General features: G+C 70.9%; 13 protein-coding genes. 7 read left to right on the top strand and 6 right to left on the bottom strand.

Features of this window, described 5'->3' with window-relative positions:
• Window positions 1-70: 70 nt before the first annotated feature.
• Together katG and ACT53Q_RS10965 are read right to left on the bottom strand one after the other, a co-directional pair.
• A complete protein-coding gene (gene katG, locus ACT53Q_RS10970; RefSeq protein WP_476186677.1) occupies window positions 71-2,278 on the bottom strand; it encodes a catalase/peroxidase HPI in 2,208 nt (735 codons plus the stop codon).
• A gap of 170 nt (window positions 2,279-2,448) precedes the next feature.
• The gene (locus tag ACT53Q_RS10965; RefSeq protein ID WP_476186676.1) at window positions 2,449-3,108 is read right to left on the bottom strand and encodes a DUF937 domain-containing protein; all 660 of its coding nucleotides are present in this window, start codon (window positions 3,106-3,108) and stop codon (window positions 2,449-2,451) included.
• Between the two features lie 371 nt (window positions 3,109-3,479).
• On the opposite strand from ACT53Q_RS10965, the gene ACT53Q_RS10960 reads away from it, so the two are divergent.
• Complete coding sequence (locus tag ACT53Q_RS10960; protein ID WP_476186675.1) at window positions 3,480-4,037, top strand: dihydrofolate reductase family protein; 558 nt, start codon at window positions 3,480-3,482, stop codon at window positions 4,035-4,037.
• A gap of 34 nt (window positions 4,038-4,071) precedes the next feature.
• Here the strand turns inward: ACT53Q_RS10960 and ACT53Q_RS10955 are convergent, their stop codons facing one another.
• The 4 genes from ACT53Q_RS10955 to ACT53Q_RS10940 all read right to left on the bottom strand — a co-directional run bounded on the left by ACT53Q_RS10955 (window position 4,072) and on the right by ACT53Q_RS10940 (window position 11,907).
• Window positions 4,072-7,458, bottom strand: coding sequence for an AAA family ATPase (locus ACT53Q_RS10955; protein WP_476186674.1), 3,387 nt, complete (start codon window positions 7,456-7,458; stop codon window positions 4,072-4,074).
• Window positions 7,459-7,527: 69 nt separating this feature from the next.
• Window positions 7,528-8,166 carry a zinc metalloprotease gene (locus ACT53Q_RS10950; RefSeq protein ID WP_476186673.1) on the bottom strand — a complete coding sequence of 213 codons (639 nt, stop codon included), beginning with the start codon at window positions 8,164-8,166 and terminating at the stop codon, window positions 7,528-7,530.
• Window positions 8,167-8,197: 31 nt separating this feature from the next.
• The gene (gene mutS / locus ACT53Q_RS10945) at window positions 8,198-10,807 is read right to left on the bottom strand and encodes a DNA mismatch repair protein MutS (RefSeq protein WP_476186672.1); all 2,610 of its coding nucleotides are present in this window, start codon (window positions 10,805-10,807) and stop codon (window positions 8,198-8,200) included.
• A 161-nt stretch (window positions 10,808-10,968) separates the two neighbouring features.
• Window positions 10,969-11,907, bottom strand: coding sequence for a LysR family transcriptional regulator (locus ACT53Q_RS10940; RefSeq protein WP_476186671.1), 939 nt, complete (start codon window positions 11,905-11,907; stop codon window positions 10,969-10,971).
• A gap of 120 nt (window positions 11,908-12,027) precedes the next feature.
• Between ACT53Q_RS10940 and ACT53Q_RS10935 the strand changes: the two genes are divergently transcribed.
• The 6 genes from ACT53Q_RS10935 (at window position 12,028) to lexA (ending at window position 18,745) form a co-directional block, all read left to right on the top strand.
• Complete coding sequence (locus ACT53Q_RS10935) at window positions 12,028-12,918, top strand: pirin family protein (RefSeq protein WP_476186670.1); 891 nt, start codon at window positions 12,028-12,030, stop codon at window positions 12,916-12,918.
• A 66-nt stretch (window positions 12,919-12,984) separates the two neighbouring features.
• Window positions 12,985-13,542 carry an NADPH-dependent FMN reductase gene (locus tag ACT53Q_RS10930; RefSeq protein WP_476186669.1) on the top strand — a complete coding sequence of 186 codons (558 nt, stop codon included), beginning with the start codon at window positions 12,985-12,987 and terminating at the stop codon, window positions 13,540-13,542.
• A 227-nt stretch (window positions 13,543-13,769) separates the two neighbouring features.
• Window positions 13,770-16,277 (top strand): TonB-dependent receptor, encoded by a 2,508-nt coding sequence (locus ACT53Q_RS10925; protein WP_476186668.1) that lies wholly within the window; start codon window positions 13,770-13,772, stop codon window positions 16,275-16,277.
• A 164-nt stretch (window positions 16,278-16,441) separates the two neighbouring features.
• On the top strand, window positions 16,442-16,945 hold the full coding sequence (locus tag ACT53Q_RS10920) for a CinA family protein (RefSeq protein ID WP_476186667.1): 504 nt from the start codon (window positions 16,442-16,444) through the stop codon (window positions 16,943-16,945).
• Window positions 16,946-17,041: 96 nt separating this feature from the next.
• Window positions 17,042-18,067: a hypothetical protein gene (locus ACT53Q_RS10915; RefSeq protein ID WP_476186666.1), complete on the top strand. Its 1,026-nt coding sequence runs from the start codon at window positions 17,042-17,044 to the stop codon at window positions 18,065-18,067.
• Between the two features lie 33 nt (window positions 18,068-18,100).
• A complete protein-coding gene (gene lexA, locus ACT53Q_RS10910; protein ID WP_476186665.1) occupies window positions 18,101-18,745 on the top strand; it encodes a transcriptional repressor LexA in 645 nt (214 codons plus the stop codon).
• The last annotated feature ends 80 nt before the right edge of the window (window positions 18,746-18,825 follow it).

Genomic DNA, 18,825 nt, shown 5'->3' with positions numbered 1-18,825 from the left:
CACCGGCCCTTCGATCATGTGCTCTCGATCGTGCTGCGTCGATCGTGCCGCGTCGATCGTGCCGCGTCGATCAGCGCAGGTCGAACCGATCCAGCTGCATCACCTTCGTCCAGGCCGCGACGAAATCCTGCACGAAGGTCGCCTGCGCATCGTCGGCGGCGTAGACCTCGGCGATGGCGCGCAGCTGCGCGTTCGAGCCGAACGCGAGGTCGACGACGGTCGCCGTCCACTTGCGCACGCCGGTCGCGCGGTCGATGCCTTCCAGCACGTTCGCATCGCCCGCGGAACGCTGCCAACGCGTGCGCATGTCGAGCAGGTGTACGAACACGTCGTGGCTCAGCACGCCGGGGCGATCGGTGAGCACGCCGTGGCGCGCGCCCCCGACATTCGCGTCCAGCGCGCGCAGGCCGCCGATCAGCACGGTCATCTCCGGCGCGGTCAGCGTGAGCAATTGCGCGCGATCGATCAGCCGTTCCGTCGCGCTCGCTTCGAGGCCCGGCTTCGCGAAGTTGCGGAAGCCGTCGGCCTGCGGTTCCAGCACCGCGAACGAGGCCGCGTCGGTCTGCGCGTCGGTGGCGTCGGTGCGCCCCGGTGCGAACGGCACGGTGATGGCGTGGCCGCCGGCGCGCGCCGCGGCTTCCACCGCCGCCGCGCCGCCGAGCACGATCAGGTCGGCCAGCGACACGCGCTTGCCGCCCGTCTGCGCGGCATCGAAGTCGGCCTTCACGCGTTCCAGCGTCGCCAGCACCTTCGCCAGCCGCGCCGGTTCGTTGGCGGCCCAGTCCTTCTGCGGTGCGAGGCGGATGCGCGCGCCGTTGGCGCCGCCGCGCTTGTCGCTGCCGCGGAACGTCGACGCCGAGGCCCATGCGACGAACACCAGGTCCTGCACCGACAGGCCGCTGGCCAGCACCTTCGTTTTCAGCGCCGCGATGTCGTCGGCATCGATGAGCGGATGGTCGACGGCGGGCACCGGGTCCTGCCACAGCAGCGTTTCCTGCGGTACGAGCTTGCCGACATATCGGGCGCGCGGACCCATGTCGCGATGCGTGAGCTTGAACCACGCGCGGGCGAAGGCGTCGGCGAACGCCTGCGGATCGGCGTGGAAGCGACGCGCGATCTTCTCGTAGGCCGGATCGAAGCGCAGCGAGAGGTCGGCGGTGGTCATCATCGGCGGATGCCGCAGCGACGGATCGTGCGCGTCGGGAATCATGTGCTCGGGTTTCGGCGACGTCGGCGTCCACTGGTGCGCGCCGGCGGGACTCTTCGTCAGCTGCCAGTCGTTGCCGAACAGCACGTCGAAGTAGCCGTTGTCCCAGGTGGTCGGGTTCGGTTTCCATGCGCCTTCGATGCCGCTTGTCGTGGCGTGCACGCCGACGCCGCTGCCGTGACGGTTCGCCCAGCCCAGGCCCTGCGCCTCGATGTCGGCGGCTTCGGGCTCGACGCCGACCAGCGTCGGATCGCCCGCGCCGTGCGCCTTGCCGAAGGTGTGGCCGCCGGCGATCAGCGCGACGGTTTCCTCGTCATCCATCGCCATGCGCGCGAAGGTCTCGCGCACGTCGCGGCCGGAGGCGACGGGGTCGGGGTTTCCGTCGGGTCCTTCGGGGTTCACGTAGATCAGGCCCATCTGCACCGCGGCCAGCGGATTCGCCAGTTCGCGATCACCGGAGTAGCGGCTGTTGGGCTTGTCGCTGGTCGCCAGCCACGCGGTCTCGGCGCCCCAGTCGATGTCCTGCTCCGGCGCCCAGACGTCGGCGCGGCCGCCGGCGAAGCCCAGCGTGCGGAATCCCATCGATTCCAGCGCGACGTTGCCGGCGAGGATCATCAGGTCGGCCCAGCTCAGCTTGCGGCCGTACTTGCGCTTGATCGGCCACAGCAGGCGGCGGGCCTTGTCGAGGTTGCCGTTGTCCGGCCAGCTGTTGAGCGGCGCGAACCGCTGCGTGCCGTTGCCGGCGCCGCCGCGGCCGTCGTGGATGCGGTACGTGCCGGCCGAGTGCCAGGCCATGCGGATGAACAGCGGGCCGTAGTGGCCCCAGTCGGCCGGCCACCAGTCCTGCGAGTCGGTCATCAGCGCGGTGAGGTCGGCGACGACGGCGTCGAGATCGAGCGTGGCGAATTCGGCGGCGTAGTCGAAGTCCGCGCCCATCGGGTCGGCCTTCGACGAGTGCTGGTGCAGGAGATCGACGTTCAACTGGTTCGGCCACCAGTCGCGGTTGCCGCGGTGCGCGCCGGTCGCGGGGCGGGCGGCGCCCGAAAACGGGCACTTCGGTTCGGTCGTCATGGGGGTCGCTCCTGAAGGGGTGCGCCCACGGTAGGCCTTTGCGAGGGATCGTGAAAATCGTTTGTTTCGACGATTTCGATAGTCAAAGACTATTTATCGATGCCCGGATGCCAGACACGACGACGGCGGGCCTGCGCCCGCCGTCGTGTCGATGCCGCGGGCGTGCGCGATCAGCGGTTGCCGCCACCCAACAGCCCGCCGCCGATCTTCAGCAGGTCGCCGAGGCCGAGCTGGCCGTCGCCGTCCTGGTCGAGCACGGCACCCAGCAGGCCGCCGCCGACGCCGCCCTGCTGGCGGACCGCCTGGTGCTCCTGGCCGAGGATCGCCCCCAGCACCTGCGCCGTGGCGCCGCCGCCGAGGCCCGAGGCCGCCGCGGGCGCACCGCCACCGCCATCCGCGCCGCCGCTGAACATGCGCTTGGCGAGGTAGGCCAGCACGATCGGCGCGAGGATCTTCATCAGCTGCCCGGCGCGGTCGCTGCCGAGGCCGGTCGCGGTGCCGAGGTGCTGCTCGGCGGTCGCCTGCTGGCCGCCGAAGATGTGGCCGAGCATGCCGGCGCCGTCGGTCTGCCGGGACTGCGCGCCGCCGAGGACCATGCCGAGCAGGCCGCCGAGGTCCGGGGCCGCGGCGTGGTCGCGCTGCAGCGCGCCGAACAGGGCTTCCGCGCCCTGCGGCTGGCTGGCGTTCTTGCCCAGCGCGCCCATCAGCAGCGGCAGGGCCGCCCCGACCGCGCCCGCCGCCTGGCCGTCGTCGACGCCGAGCTGCTGCGCGATCTGCTGCAGCGGCGCGCCCTGAAGCTGGGAAAGGAGGTCGTTGGTGAGTGCGGTCATTGCGGGACTCCAGGTTCGGGCGGCCATGCCGCGGAAGAGACGGCTACTGTAGCGCCGGCCCTGCAATCGATGTCGCGGTTCCGGGCTTTTTCGAAGCAGCGGACGCGCGGGCCCGCTCGACCGGCGCCGCTCCCCCGCGGATCGCGGCGATCTGCGTCGCGACGGCGTCTGCGCATCGTCCCGTTCCCGCCGTTCCATGATTGCCTGCCGGGAATTGCCTGTCGGAAGCGCATGTGGCAGCGTCCGGGTCATCCACGGGTGCGGGTCCGGTCGTCGCCGAGCGGAAGCGAGGTGGACGCTGCGCGGACCAGGCCCGTATCTCCGCGGCAGGACGACCGGCGTCCCGCCGCGCATCCCCGACCGAGGACGCCATGGGACGCCTGACCTTCGCCATCAACCTCACCCTGGACGGTTGCGTCGACCATCGTGAAGGCATCGTCGACGACGAGACGCAGGCCTTCTTCATCCGTCTCATGGACGAGAGCGGCGCGATGCTGTGGGGCCGTGTCACCTACGAGATGATGGAAAGCCACTGGCCGGCGGTCGCCCGCGGCGATGCGGCGGTGCCGCCGGTGATGCGCGATTGGGCGGTCAAGCTGGAAGCGAAGCCGAAGTACGTGGTGTCCACGACGCGCCAGGATTTCCCGTGGTCGCACAGCCACCACATCGCCGGTGACCTGCGTGCCGGCGTGCAGGCGCTCAAGGACGCGACGCCGGATGGCGTGCTCCTCGGCAGCGGCCGGCTCGCGGCTGCGCTGGACCGGCTGGACCTGATCGACGACTACCGGTTGCTGGTCCACCCGATGATCGCCGGCCACGGCCCGACCCTGTACGCAAGCGGGTTGCCTGCCACGCGACGACTCGACCTTGTCGCGGCGACACCGCTGCGCAACGGTGCGGTCGCCATGCACTACCGGCGCGCGCGCTGACGCGCGGCCCCGGTGCAGTTGCCTGGCTGTCGCCTCACTCGCCCATGATCACGTCGAAGTCGCCGGCGAGCACGCGGTCGATGCGGCCCGTGCGCCAGCCGCGCACGGCGTCGCGCACCAGCGGCGAGGGCGCGGCGCGGTAGCGGCGGCAGATGCGCAGGTCGTCGTCGGCGGGCGGCTGCGCGGGCCGCGTGCGGCCGGGCAGGTCGGGGGCGACGCGCACCGCGCAGGCGACGCGCTGCACGCCGTCGTCGCCGTCTTCCTCGGCGACGTGCAGGCCGTGCTCGGCCTCCAGCAGCGCCAGCGCGCCGAACCCGCTCACCGCCAGCTGTGCGCGGCCGCGCTGCGGGTCCTGCGCCAATACGTCGACGCGCATGTTGCGGCGCTCGGCCCACGCCATGTACATCGCCAGCCACTGCTGCCACCAGCGCCGGGTGCGCGCGGGATCGCGTTTGAGGTCGGCTTCGCCTACGACCAGCCACAGCAGCGCGTCCTGCGGCTGCCGGTCGGCCACCGCGTCGACCGCGAGCTGCATCAGCCACAGCAGTTGCGCGTGGCGACCGATGAAGCCGGCGTCGGCGCCGTCCCGGGCCAGCCGCGCATCGAGGCGCTGTGCGGTGTCGAACGCGTCCTCGATGCGGTGCCGGCGTTCGATCCGGTCGAGCACGACGAAGCGCTCCGGCGCATTCCAGAACTCCGACGCCTGCATCGTCGCGTAGTCCGCGTCGCGCGCTGCGGTCCAGACATCATCGGCCAGCATCGATCCGAGTCGCACGAACGCGGTATGCAGCGCGGTGATCGCCGCCGGTGACGCGTCCGGCGCATGGACCAGCGCACGCGGATCGGTGTCGACGTTCGCGACGACCGCGGTCGTCGACGCCGCCTGCGCCGGCGCGTTCGGATCGACGAATTCGACTTCAAGCCGATCGCCGGCGCTGCGCACGAACAGGAACTGGTCGCCCTGCGGCGTGCGGTGCTCGACGATGCTGCGCGCCAGCGGCGCGAGCAGGTGCTGTTCGATCGCGCGGCGCAGCGGACGCGCGCCGAGGTCGGGCGTGAAGCCGCGGTCGAGCAGGAATTCGATCGCCGACGGTTCCCATTCCACCGCCCAGTCCCGATTCCTGAGGCCGCGGCGGGTCATCGCGCGCTGCAGTTCCTTGTGCAGGATTTCCCGCATGAGGGTGCGGTCGAGCGGCTGGAACAGCACGATCCGGTCGAGGCGGTTGAGGAACTCGCGGCGGAAGGTCTCGAACAGTGCCTTCTCGACCACGCCGCGCGACCAGCCGCCGGCGGCCGAGGTGAAGCCCGGGCCGGCGCTGCGCGACAGCGTCGAACCGACGTTGCTGGTGAGGATCACGATGCTGTGGCGGAAGTCGGCGACGTTGCCGCTGCGGTCGCCGAGGCGGCCGTCGTCGAACACCTGCAGGAACAGGTCCCACACCTTCGGGTGCGCCTTCTCGAATTCGTCCAGCAGCACCACCGAGAACGGCTGCTCGCGGATGCGCGACACCAGCGAACGCGCGCTGCCGTCGCGCGAGACCTCGGTCAGCCGCCACGCGCTGTCCTCGGACTGGTATTCGCTCATGTCCAGCCGCAGCAGGCGTTCGGCGCTGCCGAACAGCAGCTCGCCCAGCGCCTTCGCGAGTTCGGTCTTGCCGGTGCCGGTGGGGCCGGCGAACAGGAACACGCCGATCGGCCGGCCCGGATCAACCAGGCCCGCCTTCAGCATCGAGATGCGGTCGACGAGGCAGTCGACGGCTTCGTCCTGGCCGAGCACGCGCTTGCGGAAGAACGCGCGCAGCGTGTCGAGATCGAGACTCTGGCGATCGTCGATGACCTCCAGCGGCAGGCCGCTGCGGCGCGCGATGCCGTGCAGCAGCGCATCGGGCGTGAGCGGCAGCGCGCGCGGTTCCGCGGCGACGGCGGTGCGCAGGCCGTCCTCCAGCAGGCGCAGGCTGCGGCCGGGTTCGTGCTGGTCGGGAAAGAACTGCGCGGCCATGCGCTGCGCTTCGTCGAGCGTGCGCGCATCCGCGACGGTCGCGCCCAGCGCGGCCTCGCGCGCGGTGCGCCAGCGCGCGAGCAGGTCGCGCATCTCGGCGTTCGACGGCGCGGCCAGCGTCACCGTCTTCGCGAGATGGCGCAGTGCCGGGCGCGCGATCAGCAACTGCGCGAGCTGCGCCGGCGACAGTTCGCCGACCATGCGCAGGCGGCCGCGCTCCATCGCCGGCAGCAGCAGGTCGAGGATGCCGCGCGGGTCCTGGCTGTGCGCGCCCTTGTGCAGAAGGTCGTGGAAATCCTGCACGCGCCACAGCGCCTTCGGGCGATCCAGCGCGGACAGCAGTTCGCGCATGCGCTCTTCCAGTTCGCCGATGTATTTCTGCCCGGCCAGCACCTCGGCGGCGGAGGCCTCGAACAGCAGCCAGCCATCGTCGCGCAGCCGCGCGAACAGCCGATCGACCAGCACCGTCTTGCCGGTGCCGCCGTCGCCGGCGACCAGCACCGACACCGGCGGCGTCGCCAGCAGCAGATCGTGCAGGCGATCGACCTGCCGCTCCAGCGCGGGATGGTCGACGATGCCGAACGCATCGTCGGCCGCCGCGGGCGACCAGATCCGGCCGACGCCGCCGAGCGCGCGATGTTCGTTGCGGCGCGCGGCTTCGGCCTCGACCTGCGCGAGGTAGGGCGCGAGCACCGGCGACTGCAGCAGTTTCAGGCCTTCGGCCAGTTGTCCGAGGTCGTGGTCCTCCAGCGTGTCGACCGCCATCGGTGCGGTGCCGGGCGCGTGCGTCCCGGCCCATTCGAGGGTTTCGCGCATGCGCTTGCGCAGCGGCGGTGCGTCCCACCACCACTTGCGCACGTGGCGCAGGAACGCGGGCAGCGCGGACGCATCGTCGCGGCTGCGCAGGTAGTCGAGCATGTACCACGCCGGATAGCGACCGACGCCGGCGCTGGCGGCGAACGCGTCGACGGCGGCGATGTCGGTACGCGCGGGCAGCGCGGCGTAGATCATGCTGGCGAGCACGTAGCCGTCGCCTTCCAGCAGTTCCAGCACTTCGCGCGGCGAGAGCACCAGGGAGGACAACAGCGCGACGCCTTCGCGGAACTGGGCGAAGCCGGCGATGTCCTCGGGCCGCTGGATGCGGTCGTCCTCGGCCTCGATCTCGCGGCGCAGGCGATGCAGGCGGTCGAGCGGGTCTTCGATCGGCGCTGCCTCCGTCGCCGGCGTTTCGGGAGCGGGAGGCGCGGTGTCCGCCGTCGCCGGCGCATCATCGGTCGGCGGCGCGATCGCGGCCGTGTCGCCCGTTGCGATCGCGGTGTCGTCGGCGATGCGCGGCGACGGCGCGTCGCCCGGCGGGCGGCGCAGCCAGAGCGTCAGCACGACGCCGAACAGCAGGCCGGCGATGAAGAGGGCGAGGGTCACGTGGCGGACTCCGTGTCGGACGCAGCGACGCACAGTGTAGGCGGAGGCCGTCGCGGCCGCTGCGTCGGACTACGGTTTCTTCTTCCTGATGCGTTCCATCAGGTCGACGACCTTGTGCTCCGCGTCGCGCTTCATCGCGCGGTGCCGGCGCGCCAGCCGGAAGCGGCGGGCGATGTCGTCCACGCCGTTGCGCCAGCGCGTTTGCAGCGACTTGCCGAGCGGGCGCAGCACGCGCCAGGCGCGATGGCCGTCCAGCGGCGCGACCGGCAGCAGGTTGAAGGCGATGATCCACAGGTTCGTCCAGATCAGCACCCGGAACAGCGGCGCGAGCTGGATCGAGAGCATCGGCGACAGCGTGCCGATCGCGGCCGACAGCGCCAGCGCCACCAGCAGCACCGTCGCCTGCGCCAGCACGCCGCCCCAGGCGATGAAGACGTCGTCGCGTTCGCGCGCGGGCGCCGCATGGCGGCACAGTCCGTGCAGCAGGTAGAGGCGGATCTCGTGCACGCGTACCCGCCGCGACTGCGCGGCGATGGCGTGGCCGAGTTCGTGGATCGCGAGCAGGCCGAGGAAGCCGGCGAAGGTCAGCAGCGCCGGCAGCCACTGGCGGTAGCGGTAGCCGAACCACGCCAGTCCCAGCCACACCGACCAGTGCAGCAGCACCGGAACGCCGCGCCAGCGGCCGAGCGACCACAGTCCCTGTGTCATGGCGGTGTCCTCCGTGGCGCGCGCATGCGCGCTATTCCAGCGCCTTCAGCCGGTACAGCGCTTCCAGCGCCTGCTTCGGCGTGAGTTCGTCGGGATCGATCGCGGCCAGCGCATCGAGCGCGGCCGACGACGGCGAGAACAGGCCGAACTGTTGCGGCGTGTCCAGCGCCTGCGGCGTGAGCACCGGCGCGGGCGTGTCGCGGCGCTGTTCGAGTTCGGCCAGCCGGCCGCGGGCCTCGCGCACCACCGCCTTCGGCAGGCCGGCCAGCGCGGCCACCTGCAGGCCGAAGCTGCGGTCGGCGGGGCCATCCTTCACCGCGTGCATGAAGACGAGCGTGTCGCCGCCTTGCTTGTCGTGGTGCTCGACGGCGTCGAGATGCACGTTGGCGATGCCGCTTCCGGCTTCGGCCAGCGCGGTCAACTCGAAGTAGTGGGTCGCGAACAGGGTCCAGCAGCGGTTCGCGTGCGCGAGGTGCTTCGCGCAGGCCTCGGCGAGGGCGAGGCCGTCGTAGGTCGAGGTGCCGCGGCCGATCTCGTCCATCAGCACCAGCGACTGCGGCGTGGCGTGGTGCAGGATGTAGCTGGTTTCGCTCATCTCGACCATGAAGGTCGACTGGCCGCGGGCGAGGTCGTCGCCGGCACCGATGCGGGTGAGGATGCGGTCGATCGGGCCCAGCGTCGCGGTCGTCGCCGGCACGAAGCTGCCGATGTGCGCGAGCAGCACGATCAGCGCGTTCTGGCGCATGTACGTCGACTTGCCGCCCATGTTCGGGCCGGTGATCACCAGCATGCGGCGATCGGCGTGCAGGTCGAGGTCGTTGGGCTCGAACGGATCGTCGCGCACCGCTTCGACGACGGGATGGCGGCCGCGCTCGATGCGCAGCACCGCGTCCTCGACCAGCCGCGGCCGCGACCAGTCGAGTTCGCGCGCGCGGTCGGCGAAGCAGACCAGCACGTCGAGTTCGCTCAGCGCCGCGGCGCAGCGCTTCAGCGGTTCGAGATGCAGGTTCAGTTCGTCGAGGAGCTGTTCGTACAGCACCTTTTCGCGCGACAGCGACCGTTCGCGCGCCGACAGCACCTTGTCCTCGAACGCCTTCAGTTCCTCGGTGATGTAGCGCTCGGCGCCGGTCAGCGTCTGCCGGCGGGTGTAGTGCACCGGCGCCTTGTCGGCCTGGCCCTTGCTGATCTCGATGTAGTAGCCGTGGACGCGGTTGTAGCCGACCTTCAGCGTCGGGATGCCGCTGCTTTCGCGCTCGCGGGCTTCGAGGTCGATCAGGAACTGGTCGGCGTGCGTGCTGAGCTGGCGCAGTTCGTCGAGTTCGGCGTCGTAGCCTTCCGCGATCACGCCGCCGTCGCGCGCCAGCAGCGGCGGCTGCGGCACGATCGCGCGCTGCAGCCACGCCGCCTGCGCGTCGTGTTCCCCCAGTTCGGCGACCAGTGCGAGCAGCCGCGGCGAATCGATCCCGTCCAGCGCGTTGCGCACCTGCGGCAGCAGCGATAGCGCGTCGCGCAGCGTCGACAGATCGCGCGGGCGCGCGCTGCGCAGGGCCACGCGCGAGAGGATGCGCTCGACGTCGCCGAGGCCGCGGAAGGCTTCGCGCACGTCGGCGTCGGCGCGCGAGTCGATCAGCCGCTCCACCGCGTCGTGGCGCTCGCCGACGATGCGGCGGTCGCGCAGCGGGCGATGCAGCCAGCGCCGCAGCAGGCGGCCGCCCATCGGCGTGATCGTGGTGTCGAGCACGCCGAGCAGCGTGTGCCGCGTGTCGCCGTCGACGCGGGTGTCGAGTTCGAGATGGCGGCGGGTCGCGGCGTTCATCGCGATCGCGCCGTCGCTGGTCTCGATCCGGATCGAGGTGAGGTGCGGCAGCCGCTGCTTCTGCGTCTCTTCGACATAGCCCAGCAGCGCCCCGGCGGCGGCGATGGCGAGCGGCTTGTCCTCGATGCCGAAGCCGCTGAGGTCGTGCAGCGCCTGCCCCGAACCGGAGGCCGGCGCGAAGAAGCGCAGCAACTGGCGGCGGCCGCTGTCGGGATCGAACAGCCACGGCGCGCGGCGACGCAGGCCGCCGCGATCGACGATCGCCGCCGGCCAGCCGTCCTCGTCGGGCACCAGCAGTTCGGCGGGATCGAGCCGCGCGAGTTCGGCGTCTAGTTGGTCGTCGTTGGCGATCTCGTTGACCAGGAAGCGGCCGCCGGCGAGATCGGCCCAGGCCAGGCCGTACCCGCTCTTGCCACGCGCCACCGCCATGAGCAGCGTGTCGCGACGATCCTGCAGCAGCGCTTCGTCGGTGACCGTGCCCGGCGTGACGATGCGCACCACCTTGCGTTCGACCAGACCCTTCGCCAGCGCCGGATCGCCGATCTGCTCGCAGATCGCCACCGATTCGCCCAGCGCGACCAGCCGCGCGAGATAGCCTTCGTACGCATGCACCGGCACGCCGGCCATCGGGATCGGCTGGCCGGCGGAGGCGCCGCGCTGGGTCAGGGTGATGTCGAGCAGCCGCGCGGCCTTGCGCGCGTCGTCGTAGAACAGTTCGTAGAAGTCGCCCATCCGGAAGAACAGCAGCACGTCCGGATGCTCCGCCTTGGCGGCGAAGAACTGCTTCATCAGGGGCGTGTGTTCCTGCGGGGGCTGGGGCTTCATCGGGCGATCGCGGCGGCGGGGGAGGCGTCCGCGGCGGTGGCGGGACGCGCCGTGGACCGGGGCATCCCCGGCGTGCCCGCGGAGCCGCCCATGATAGGGAATCCGGCGGGGCGGCGGCCACGCGCCGTCGTGGTCATCGACGCGGTGTCATCGGCCCGGCCTCATTCGTCGTGCATCTGCGCGAAGCGCTCGGCGAGGAAGTCGATCAGCCCCCGCACCGACGGCAACTGGCCGCGGCGCGAGGGGAACACCGCGTGCACGATCTCCTCGCGCGGCGCCCAGCCGTCCAGCACGTGCACCAGCCGGCCTTCGGTGACGAGGTCGCGGGTCACCATCATCGGCAGCTGGACCACGCCCACGCCGGCCACCGCGGCGTCGCGCAGGGCCAGCATGCCGCGGGTGACGAACCGCGGCTGGTGGTGGATCGCGACGTGCGCGCCGTCGGGGCCGTGCAGGTCCCAGACGTGCTGGTTCTGCGGCAGGCCGAGGTCCATGCTCGGCCAGCCCATCAGCGCGGCCGGGGCGTCCGGCCGGCCCAGCCGCGCCATCAGCGCCGGGCTGGCGACCAGGCACTGCTTGCGCGTCGCCAGCGTGCGCATCGCGAGGTCGGAATCGGCCAGCGGCGGCGGGCGGACCCGCAGCGCGAGGTCCAGCCCTTCGCCGAGCACGTCGACCCGGCGGTTGGTGGCGTCCAGGTGCAGCTCGACCTGCGGATGCTGGCGCAGGAAGTCCGCCAGCATCGGCCCGACGCGGATGTCGAGCAGGGTGGTCGGGCAGCTCATGCGCACGATCCCGCGCGGCTCGGCGCGGGTGCGCTGGATCGCTTCTTCGGCCGCGGCGGCCTCGACCAGCGCGGCGCGGGCGTGGCCGTAGTAGGTGCGGCCGAGGTCGGTCACGACGAACTTGCGGGTCGAGCGCTGGATCAGGCGCACGCCGAGGCGTTCCTCCAGCAGCGCGATCCGCCGGCTGAGCTTGGACTTGGGCATGCCCAGCGCCCGCCCGGCCGGGGCGAAGCCGCCGTGGTCCACCACCTGCACGAAATAGAAGAGGTCGTTGAGGTCCTGCATCCCGGCACCCGTGGCTCTTGTCCCCATGTTCATGCGCCATCGTTCATTCGATGGGACGATCATTCCACGAATCGGCGGCTACCGCCCGCATCGTTCGAAAAAGAAGATGAGCGCCTCGGAGGCACTTCCGCCTCCCCGACACCGGAGCGACCCATGAGCACCACCCTCGTCCGCGACAAGAAGATCCTCGGGATCGGCCATGCCCCCGGCCGGCATTGGGTCGGCGACGGCTTCCCGGTGCACGGCATGTTCGGCTACAGCGGCCCGGGCGTGGCCCAGCGCAGCCCGTTCCTGATGCTGGACTACGCCGCGCCCACGACGTTCTCGCCCAACCCCGGCGGCCGCCGCGGCGTCGGCCAGCACCCGCACCGCGGCTTCGAGACGGTCACGATCGTCTACGCCGGCGAGGTCGAGCACCGCGATTCGACCGGGCAGGGCGGGGTGATCGGCCCCGGCGACGTGCAGTGGATGACCGCCGGCAGCGGCATCCTCCACGAGGAATTCCACTCCGAGGCCTACAGCCGCAGCGGCGGGCCGTTCGAGATGGTCCAGCTGTGGGTGAACCTGCCGGCGAAGGACAAGATGACCACGCCGGGCTACCAGGCGGTGCTCGGCAGCGCGATCCCCGAGGTGGCACTGCCCGACGGCGCCGGCCGCGTGCGGGTCATCGCCGGCGACTTCGACGGCGCGCAGGGCCCGGCCCGCACCTTCACCCCGATGAACGTCTGGGACGTGCGGCTGGTCGCCGGCGCGACCGCGACGCTGCCGCAGGCCGAGGGCTGGACCACCCTGCTGGTGGTGCTGGACGGCACGGTGCAGGTCAACGGCGAGGCGGTGCTGCGCCAGACGCAGATGGTCACGCTGTCTACCGAAGGCGAGGGCGTCGTCATCGAGGCCAACGCCGACGCCAAGGTGCTGCTGTTGGCCGGTGCGCCCATCGACGAGCCGGTGGCCGGCTACGGCCCGTTCGTGATGAACACCCAGGCCGAGATCGCCGAGGCCATCCGCGATTTCAACGCCGGCAAGTTCGGCCGGATGTCCTGACGGCCTCGCCGGCGCCGCGCCGGCGACCGTTCCTTCCCCGCGTTCCCTTCGACCAGGAGCTCCGCCATGACCCGAATCCTTGCCCTCTCCGGCAGCCTGCGCGCCGCCTCGTTCAACACCGCCCTAGCGCGCGCCGCGCAGCGCCAGGCACCCGATGGCGTCGAGGTCGAGGTCGCCACGCTGCACGGCATCCCGCTGTACGACGGCGACCTCGAAACCGCCTCGGGCATCCCCGAGGCCGTGCAGGCGCTGCGCGCGAAGATCATCGCCAGCGACGGCCTGCTGCTGGTCACGCCCGAGTACAACAACGGCATCCCCGGCGTGTTCAAGAACGGCGTGGACTGGCTGTCGCGCACCGGCGACGCGGTCTTCGCCGGCCGGCCGGTCGCGCTGATCGGCGCCTCGCCCGGCGGCTTCGGCACGATCCTGTCGCAGGCCCACTGGTTGCCGGTGCTGCGCACGCTGAAAACCCGGTTCTGGGCCGAGGGCCGGCTGATGGTGTCGAAGGCGCACACGCTGATGGACGCGGACGGCGAACTGGCCGACGCCGCCACCCTGGCCCAGCTGCGCCAGTTCGTCGAAGGCTTCGCCGGATTCGCGGCCGGACGGCGCACGCCGGACTGAGACTGCGTTGTCATTCCCCTCGTGATCCGCTTCGTGCCTTGCCGGACTCGTGCCCGGCAGGCGGGCTGTGTTACCGTCGCGGCGCTGCGTCACAGTTCATCGAAGGGTCGCCCCGTCGCCGTTTCCCCCCACGGCGTCCCCGGGACGGCATCCGTCCCCATCGACGAACCGGCGCCGCCACGACAACGACAAGACACGGTCCACGAATCGCGACGAGGGGAACGATGATGAATCGCCATGCACCGCAACGCACGCGGCTGAGCCATGCACTGCTGATCGCCATGGTCGGCCTGATGCAGGCACCGCTGGCGCTGGCGGCCGAACCCGCCGGTGACGACGACCAGGCGGCCACGCTCGACAAGATCACGGTCACCGCGCAGAAGCGCGAAGAAGCACTCCAGGACGTGCCGGTGATGGTCACCGCGCTGTCCCGGCGCACGCTCGAACAGAACGGCGTCCACGACATCCGCGAACTGCAGACGGTGGTGCCCGGCCTCACCGTCACCAGCACGCAGAGCGAATCGCAGACCGTGGCCCGCATCCGCGGCATCGGCACGGTGGGCGACAACGCCGGCCTGGAATCCTCGGTCGGCGTGGTCATCGACGGCGTATACCGCCCGCGCAGCGGCGTCGGCTTCACCGACCTCGGCGAGCTCGAACGCATCGAAGTGCTGAAGGGCCCGCAGGGCACGCTCTTCGGCAAGAACACGTCCGCCGGCGTGATCAACGTCGTCACCCGCCGCCCGACCTTCCAGCAGCACGTCGAGGCCGAACTCACCGCCGGCAACTACGGCGCGCTGGGCGTGGCCGGGTCGTACAGCGACGGCATCAACGACGTGGCCGCGTTCCGGCTGTACGGCGCCATGCGCACGCGCGACGGCTACATGGACGTGCACACTGGCGCCGGCCCGCGCACCGAGAAGGAAGACCAGGACCAGAACTTCCACGCCTTCCGCGGCCAGCTGCTGCTGCAGCCCAGCGACACGCTGGACATCCTGCTGACCGGCGACTTCACCAACCGCGACGAGAACTGCTGCACCAGCGTGACCACGATCCGCGGCCCGACCGCGGCGATCATCGACGCGCTGGCGGCCGATTCGGGCGTCATCCCGGTGGCCGATCCGTTCTCGCGCCAGGCCTGGGCCAATCGCGGCACCCAGCAGTACATCAAGGACAAGGGCATCAGTGCCGAGGTCGACTGGCAGACGCCGTGGTTCGATGGCGCGAAGCTCACCTCGATCACCGCGCAGCGCAACTGGGAGTCGACCAACGGCATCGACTTCGACTTCAGCTCGGCCGACCTGCTGTACCGCAATCCGCAGAAGGGCGACAACTACACCGCCTTCGACACCTTCAGCCAGGAATTCCGCCTGACCGGCAGCACCGACAAGGTCGACTGGCTGGTCGGCGCGTTCTACGCCGACGAGAACCTCAGGCGCAACGAGTCCTACCGCGTCGGTTCGGCGTACGAGCCGTACCTGTCGATCGCGCTGCTCTCGCGCATCAACCCCGCGCTCGGCGCCAGCCCGACCGCGGCGCTGTTCCTGTCGCAGGCCTCGGGGCGTCCGTTCGGCACGGTGTTCGCCGGCCACGCCGCGTCCGATCGCTACGTGCAGGATTCCAAGAGCATGGGGTTGTTCACCAACAACACCTGGCACGCCACCGACGCGCTCGACCTGACCCTCGGCCTGCGCTACACCGCCGAGAAGAAGGACCTGTCCTCGCGCTACAGCAATCCGAACGGCGGCCTCGGCTGCGGCGCGATGCTGGCGAACCCGGCGCAGGTGGTCGCGGCGCTGGTCGCGCGCGGGCTGACCGTCGCGCAGGCGTCCGCAGCGGCATCGTCGGTGGTCGGCTTCGCCTGCCTGCCGTGGACCAACGTGCGCCACGATGGCCGCGCCACCGACCAGAGCCGCAGCGAGCGCGAATGGTCCGGCACGTTCAAGGCGGCCTACCGCTTCAACGAACACGCGATGGCCTATTTCTCGGCCGCGCGCGGCTACAAGGCCGGCGGCTTCAACCTCGACCGCGTGCAGTCCAACACCGGCCTGTCCAGCGGCACCTCGGGCATCGTGCCGGTGGACGATACCTCGTTCCCCGGCGAGTTCGTCGACAGCTACGAGCTGGGCACGAAGACCACGTGGCTGGGCGGCAACCTGCTGCTCAACGCCACGCTGTTCCACCAGACGTATTCCGACTTCCAGCTCAACAGCTTCCTCGGCACCAGCTTCGTGGTGCGTTCGATCCCGAAGGTGACCTCGCAGGGCGTCGACGCGGAACTGCTGTGGAAGACCGGCGGCTGGATGGTGCAGGGCGGCCTGACCTACGCCGATACCCGCTACGGCAATGATCCGCTGCCCGATACCGACCTGGTGCTGCTGCCCGGCAGCCGCCCGAGCTTCGCGCCGGAGTGGTCGGCCACGGCGTCGGTGGGCTACGACTGGCGCATCGGCGGGCTCAAGGCCGGCGCGCACGTCGGTGCGAAGTACATGTCGAAGTACAACACCGGCTCCGACCTCGACCCGCAGAAGATGCAGGACGCCTACACGCTCGCCAACGCCCGCTTCACGCTGGGCTCGGCGAACGACCGCTGGAGCGTCGAGCTGTGGTCGCAGAACGTCACCGACGTCGACTACTACCAGGTCGTCATCGACACGCCGCTGCAGACCGGCTCGTGGAACGGCTTCCTCGGTACTCCGCGTACCTACGGCGTGACCTTCCGCGTGAAGTACTGACGCTCGCGGCATCGCGCCCAAGTTTGACGACGCGCCCGACGGCCCGCCTTGTGCGGGCCGTCGGCGTTCCGGGGCCGTCGCGCGTGGCCGGCGACGCTCCCGGGACCTCCCCGGCCGCTATCATGCCGGCGATGCCCGGACCTCCGCCGGGCGCCGGAACCCGCATGCCCCTGCCCACCGATTCCGAGCTCAGCGTCCGCGCCGAGGCCCTCGGCCTCCGTTTCCGCGCCGCAAGGCTCAGCCTCGTCACCGCCGAAAGCTGCACCGGCGGCTGGATCGCCAAGACCGTCACCGACATCGCCGGTTCGTCCGACTGGTTCGACTGCGGCATGGTCGCCTACAGCTACGAAGCCAAGCAGGCGATGCTCGGCGTGCGTCCCGAGACACTGGAACAGCACGGCGCGGTCAGCCGCGAGACCGTGATCGAAATGGTCTCCGGCGCGCTGGTGCACTCCGGCGCAGGCGTGGCGGTCGCCGTCACCGGCATCGCCGGCCCCGGCGGCGGTGCGCCCGACAAACCCGTCGGCACGGTGTGGATCGGCTGGAAGCGCCGCGGCGGCTACGCCCGCGCCAAGGTCTTCCACTTCGAAGGCGACCGCGAGGCCGTGCGCCGGCAGACGGTGGCGGCGGCGCTGGAGGGATTGGACGATCTGCTGGGCGCGCCCTGATCGATGGCGGGCCTCCTGCCGCGGCGCCCGGCGATGCGCGATCTTCTGTTCGCGTCGATCTTCGCGCTGTGGTGCGTCGCGTGGCCGGCCGGGCTGGTGTGGCTGGTCGATTCGGCGCCGGCGTTCGTGGCGTTGCTGGACGACGTCGCGCCGCGCAAGGCGATCGAGTCGTTCTCGCCGCTGTCGTACCGGCTGACGCTGTGCGCGCTGGGCGGTATCGCGTTCGTCGGAATGGGGTTGCTGCTGCGCCTGCGCCGATGGCTGGATCCGCAGGCGCAGGCCGTGCAGGCGATGCGCTGGACGTTCTCGTCGCGGAGTTTCAACGCGACGCTCCTGTTCTCGATGATGGTGGTCACCAGCCTGTTGCTGGCCGGATTCTCTGCGGAATCGCTGGCGCTGTCGTTGCCTGCATTCCCCGATGCGGGCCGCTTCTTCGTGGCTTGGTGGTTCCCCATCGCGCTGGCCACTCCCGTGGTCATCCTTATCCTGGCGTTTTTCCTCTTGTTCAATCCGGACACGCTGGCGCGCAACCGTCTGGAACGCTGGTGGCGGCCCTTCTGGCCGGGCCTGCCTGCGCTGGTGGTGGCGGTCGTCGGCTGGGTCCTCGTCCCCGCCGTGATGGCGCAGGCGAAAGCGCCCATGTTCTTCGTGATCCCCGCGGCGGGCGGGATGCCGGCGGGTGCGATCGACATCATCGGTTACGTGATCGAACTGCTTTTCGATCTGCTCGTCTTCGCGTTCCTGTTCTCCCGGCGCAGCGGGCCCGGGCTTCGTGACGCGCTGCGCCGGCTGTTCCGTTGGTCGACGGTGCGTGCCCACATCGGGCTGGACGCGCTGGTCATCGCCTGGATGCTGGTCATCGCGGCGCCCCTGCTGTCCCTCGGCGTGTTCGACGCCTACATCCTGCCGAGCTTCGAGGCATGGCGGCAGGAAAGCGGGGACGGGGCGACGACGCGGCTCGCGGCGTGGGCCGACGTCCTCAACAGTCTGCGCGGGTTCGAGACACCGCCGCTGCTCCTGCTCATGCCGTTGGACCTGTGGCTGCAATTTGTCCTCGGGCGACTGCTGTACCGGACCGCGTTCGCCGTCCCGGCCGGCGAGGCACCCATTCCCGAGCGTTGACGGGCCGGGTCGTTAGTAGTAATACTACTAACCATGGACCTGACCGATACCCAACACGCCATCCTCGCCCTGATCGCCGAGCGCATCGCCGCCGACGGGGTGCCGCCCTCGCAGACCGAGATCGCCCACGCCATGGGCTTCAAGGGCGTGCGGGCGGCCCAGTACCATCTGGAGGCGCTGGAGCAGGCGGGCGTGATCCGCCGGGTGCCGGGTCAGGCGCGCGGCATCCGTCTGGTGCACGAGCCGGCCAACGAGGCGCTCGACCAGTTGCCCGAACCCGCGCTGCCCGACCACGCGCTGCGCCTGCCGGTGCTGGGCCGCGTCGCCGCCGGCCTGCCGATCGGCGCCGACCTGCGCTCCGACGACTACGTCCTGCTCGACCGCGCGCTGTTCTCGCCCGCGCCGAACTACCTGTTGAAGGTGCAGGGCGATTCGATGGTCGACGAAGGCATCTTCGACGGCGACCTGATCGGCGTGTACCGCACCCGCGAGGCGCGCGACGGCCAGATCGTGGTGGCCCGCATCGACGACGAGATCACCGTGAAGCTGCTGAAGAAGGGCAAGGACCGCATCCGCCTGCTGCCGCGCAACCCGGACTACCGGCCGATCGAGGTGCTGCCGGACCAGGATTTCGCGATCGAGGGCCTGTACTGCGGCCTGGTGCGGCCCAACCGCTGAGCGCGATGCGGACTTTTCCGACCCCGCGCCCCGGCCATTCCCGATCCCGTCCGCACCCTCGTTTTCCTACCTTTTCCGGG

The organism is Lysobacter sp. DMC97, assembly GCF_056313745.1.
This window is presented reverse-complemented; position numbering and strand designations above follow the sequence as displayed.

Coding starts and splice junctions, on each gene's coding strand:
- ACT53Q_RS10965 (WP_476186676.1), bottom strand. CDS start 3,108: ATGACCGCACTCACCAACGACCTCCTTTCCCAGCTTCAGGGCGCGCCG.
- ACT53Q_RS10940 (WP_476186671.1), bottom strand. CDS start 11,907: ATGAACATGGGGACAAGAGCCACGGGTGCCGGGATGCAGGACCTCAAC.
- ACT53Q_RS10950 (WP_476186673.1), bottom strand. CDS start 8,166: ATGACACAGGGACTGTGGTCGCTCGGCCGCTGGCGCGGCGTTCCGGTG.
- lexA (WP_476186665.1), top strand. CDS start 18,101: ATGGACCTGACCGATACCCAACACGCCATCCTCGCCCTGATCGCCGAG.
- ACT53Q_RS10920 (WP_476186667.1), top strand. CDS start 16,442: ATGCCCCTGCCCACCGATTCCGAGCTCAGCGTCCGCGCCGAGGCCCTC.
- ACT53Q_RS10925 (WP_476186668.1), top strand. CDS start 13,770: ATGAATCGCCATGCACCGCAACGCACGCGGCTGAGCCATGCACTGCTG.
- ACT53Q_RS10960 (WP_476186675.1), top strand. CDS start 3,480: ATGGGACGCCTGACCTTCGCCATCAACCTCACCCTGGACGGTTGCGTC.
- mutS (WP_476186672.1), bottom strand. CDS start 10,807: ATGAAGCCCCAGCCCCCGCAGGAACACACGCCCCTGATGAAGCAGTTC.
- katG (WP_476186677.1), bottom strand. CDS start 2,278: ATGACGACCGAACCGAAGTGCCCGTTTTCGGGCGCCGCCCGCCCCGCG.
- ACT53Q_RS10930 (WP_476186669.1), top strand. CDS start 12,985: ATGACCCGAATCCTTGCCCTCTCCGGCAGCCTGCGCGCCGCCTCGTTC.
- ACT53Q_RS10935 (WP_476186670.1), top strand. CDS start 12,028: ATGAGCACCACCCTCGTCCGCGACAAGAAGATCCTCGGGATCGGCCAT.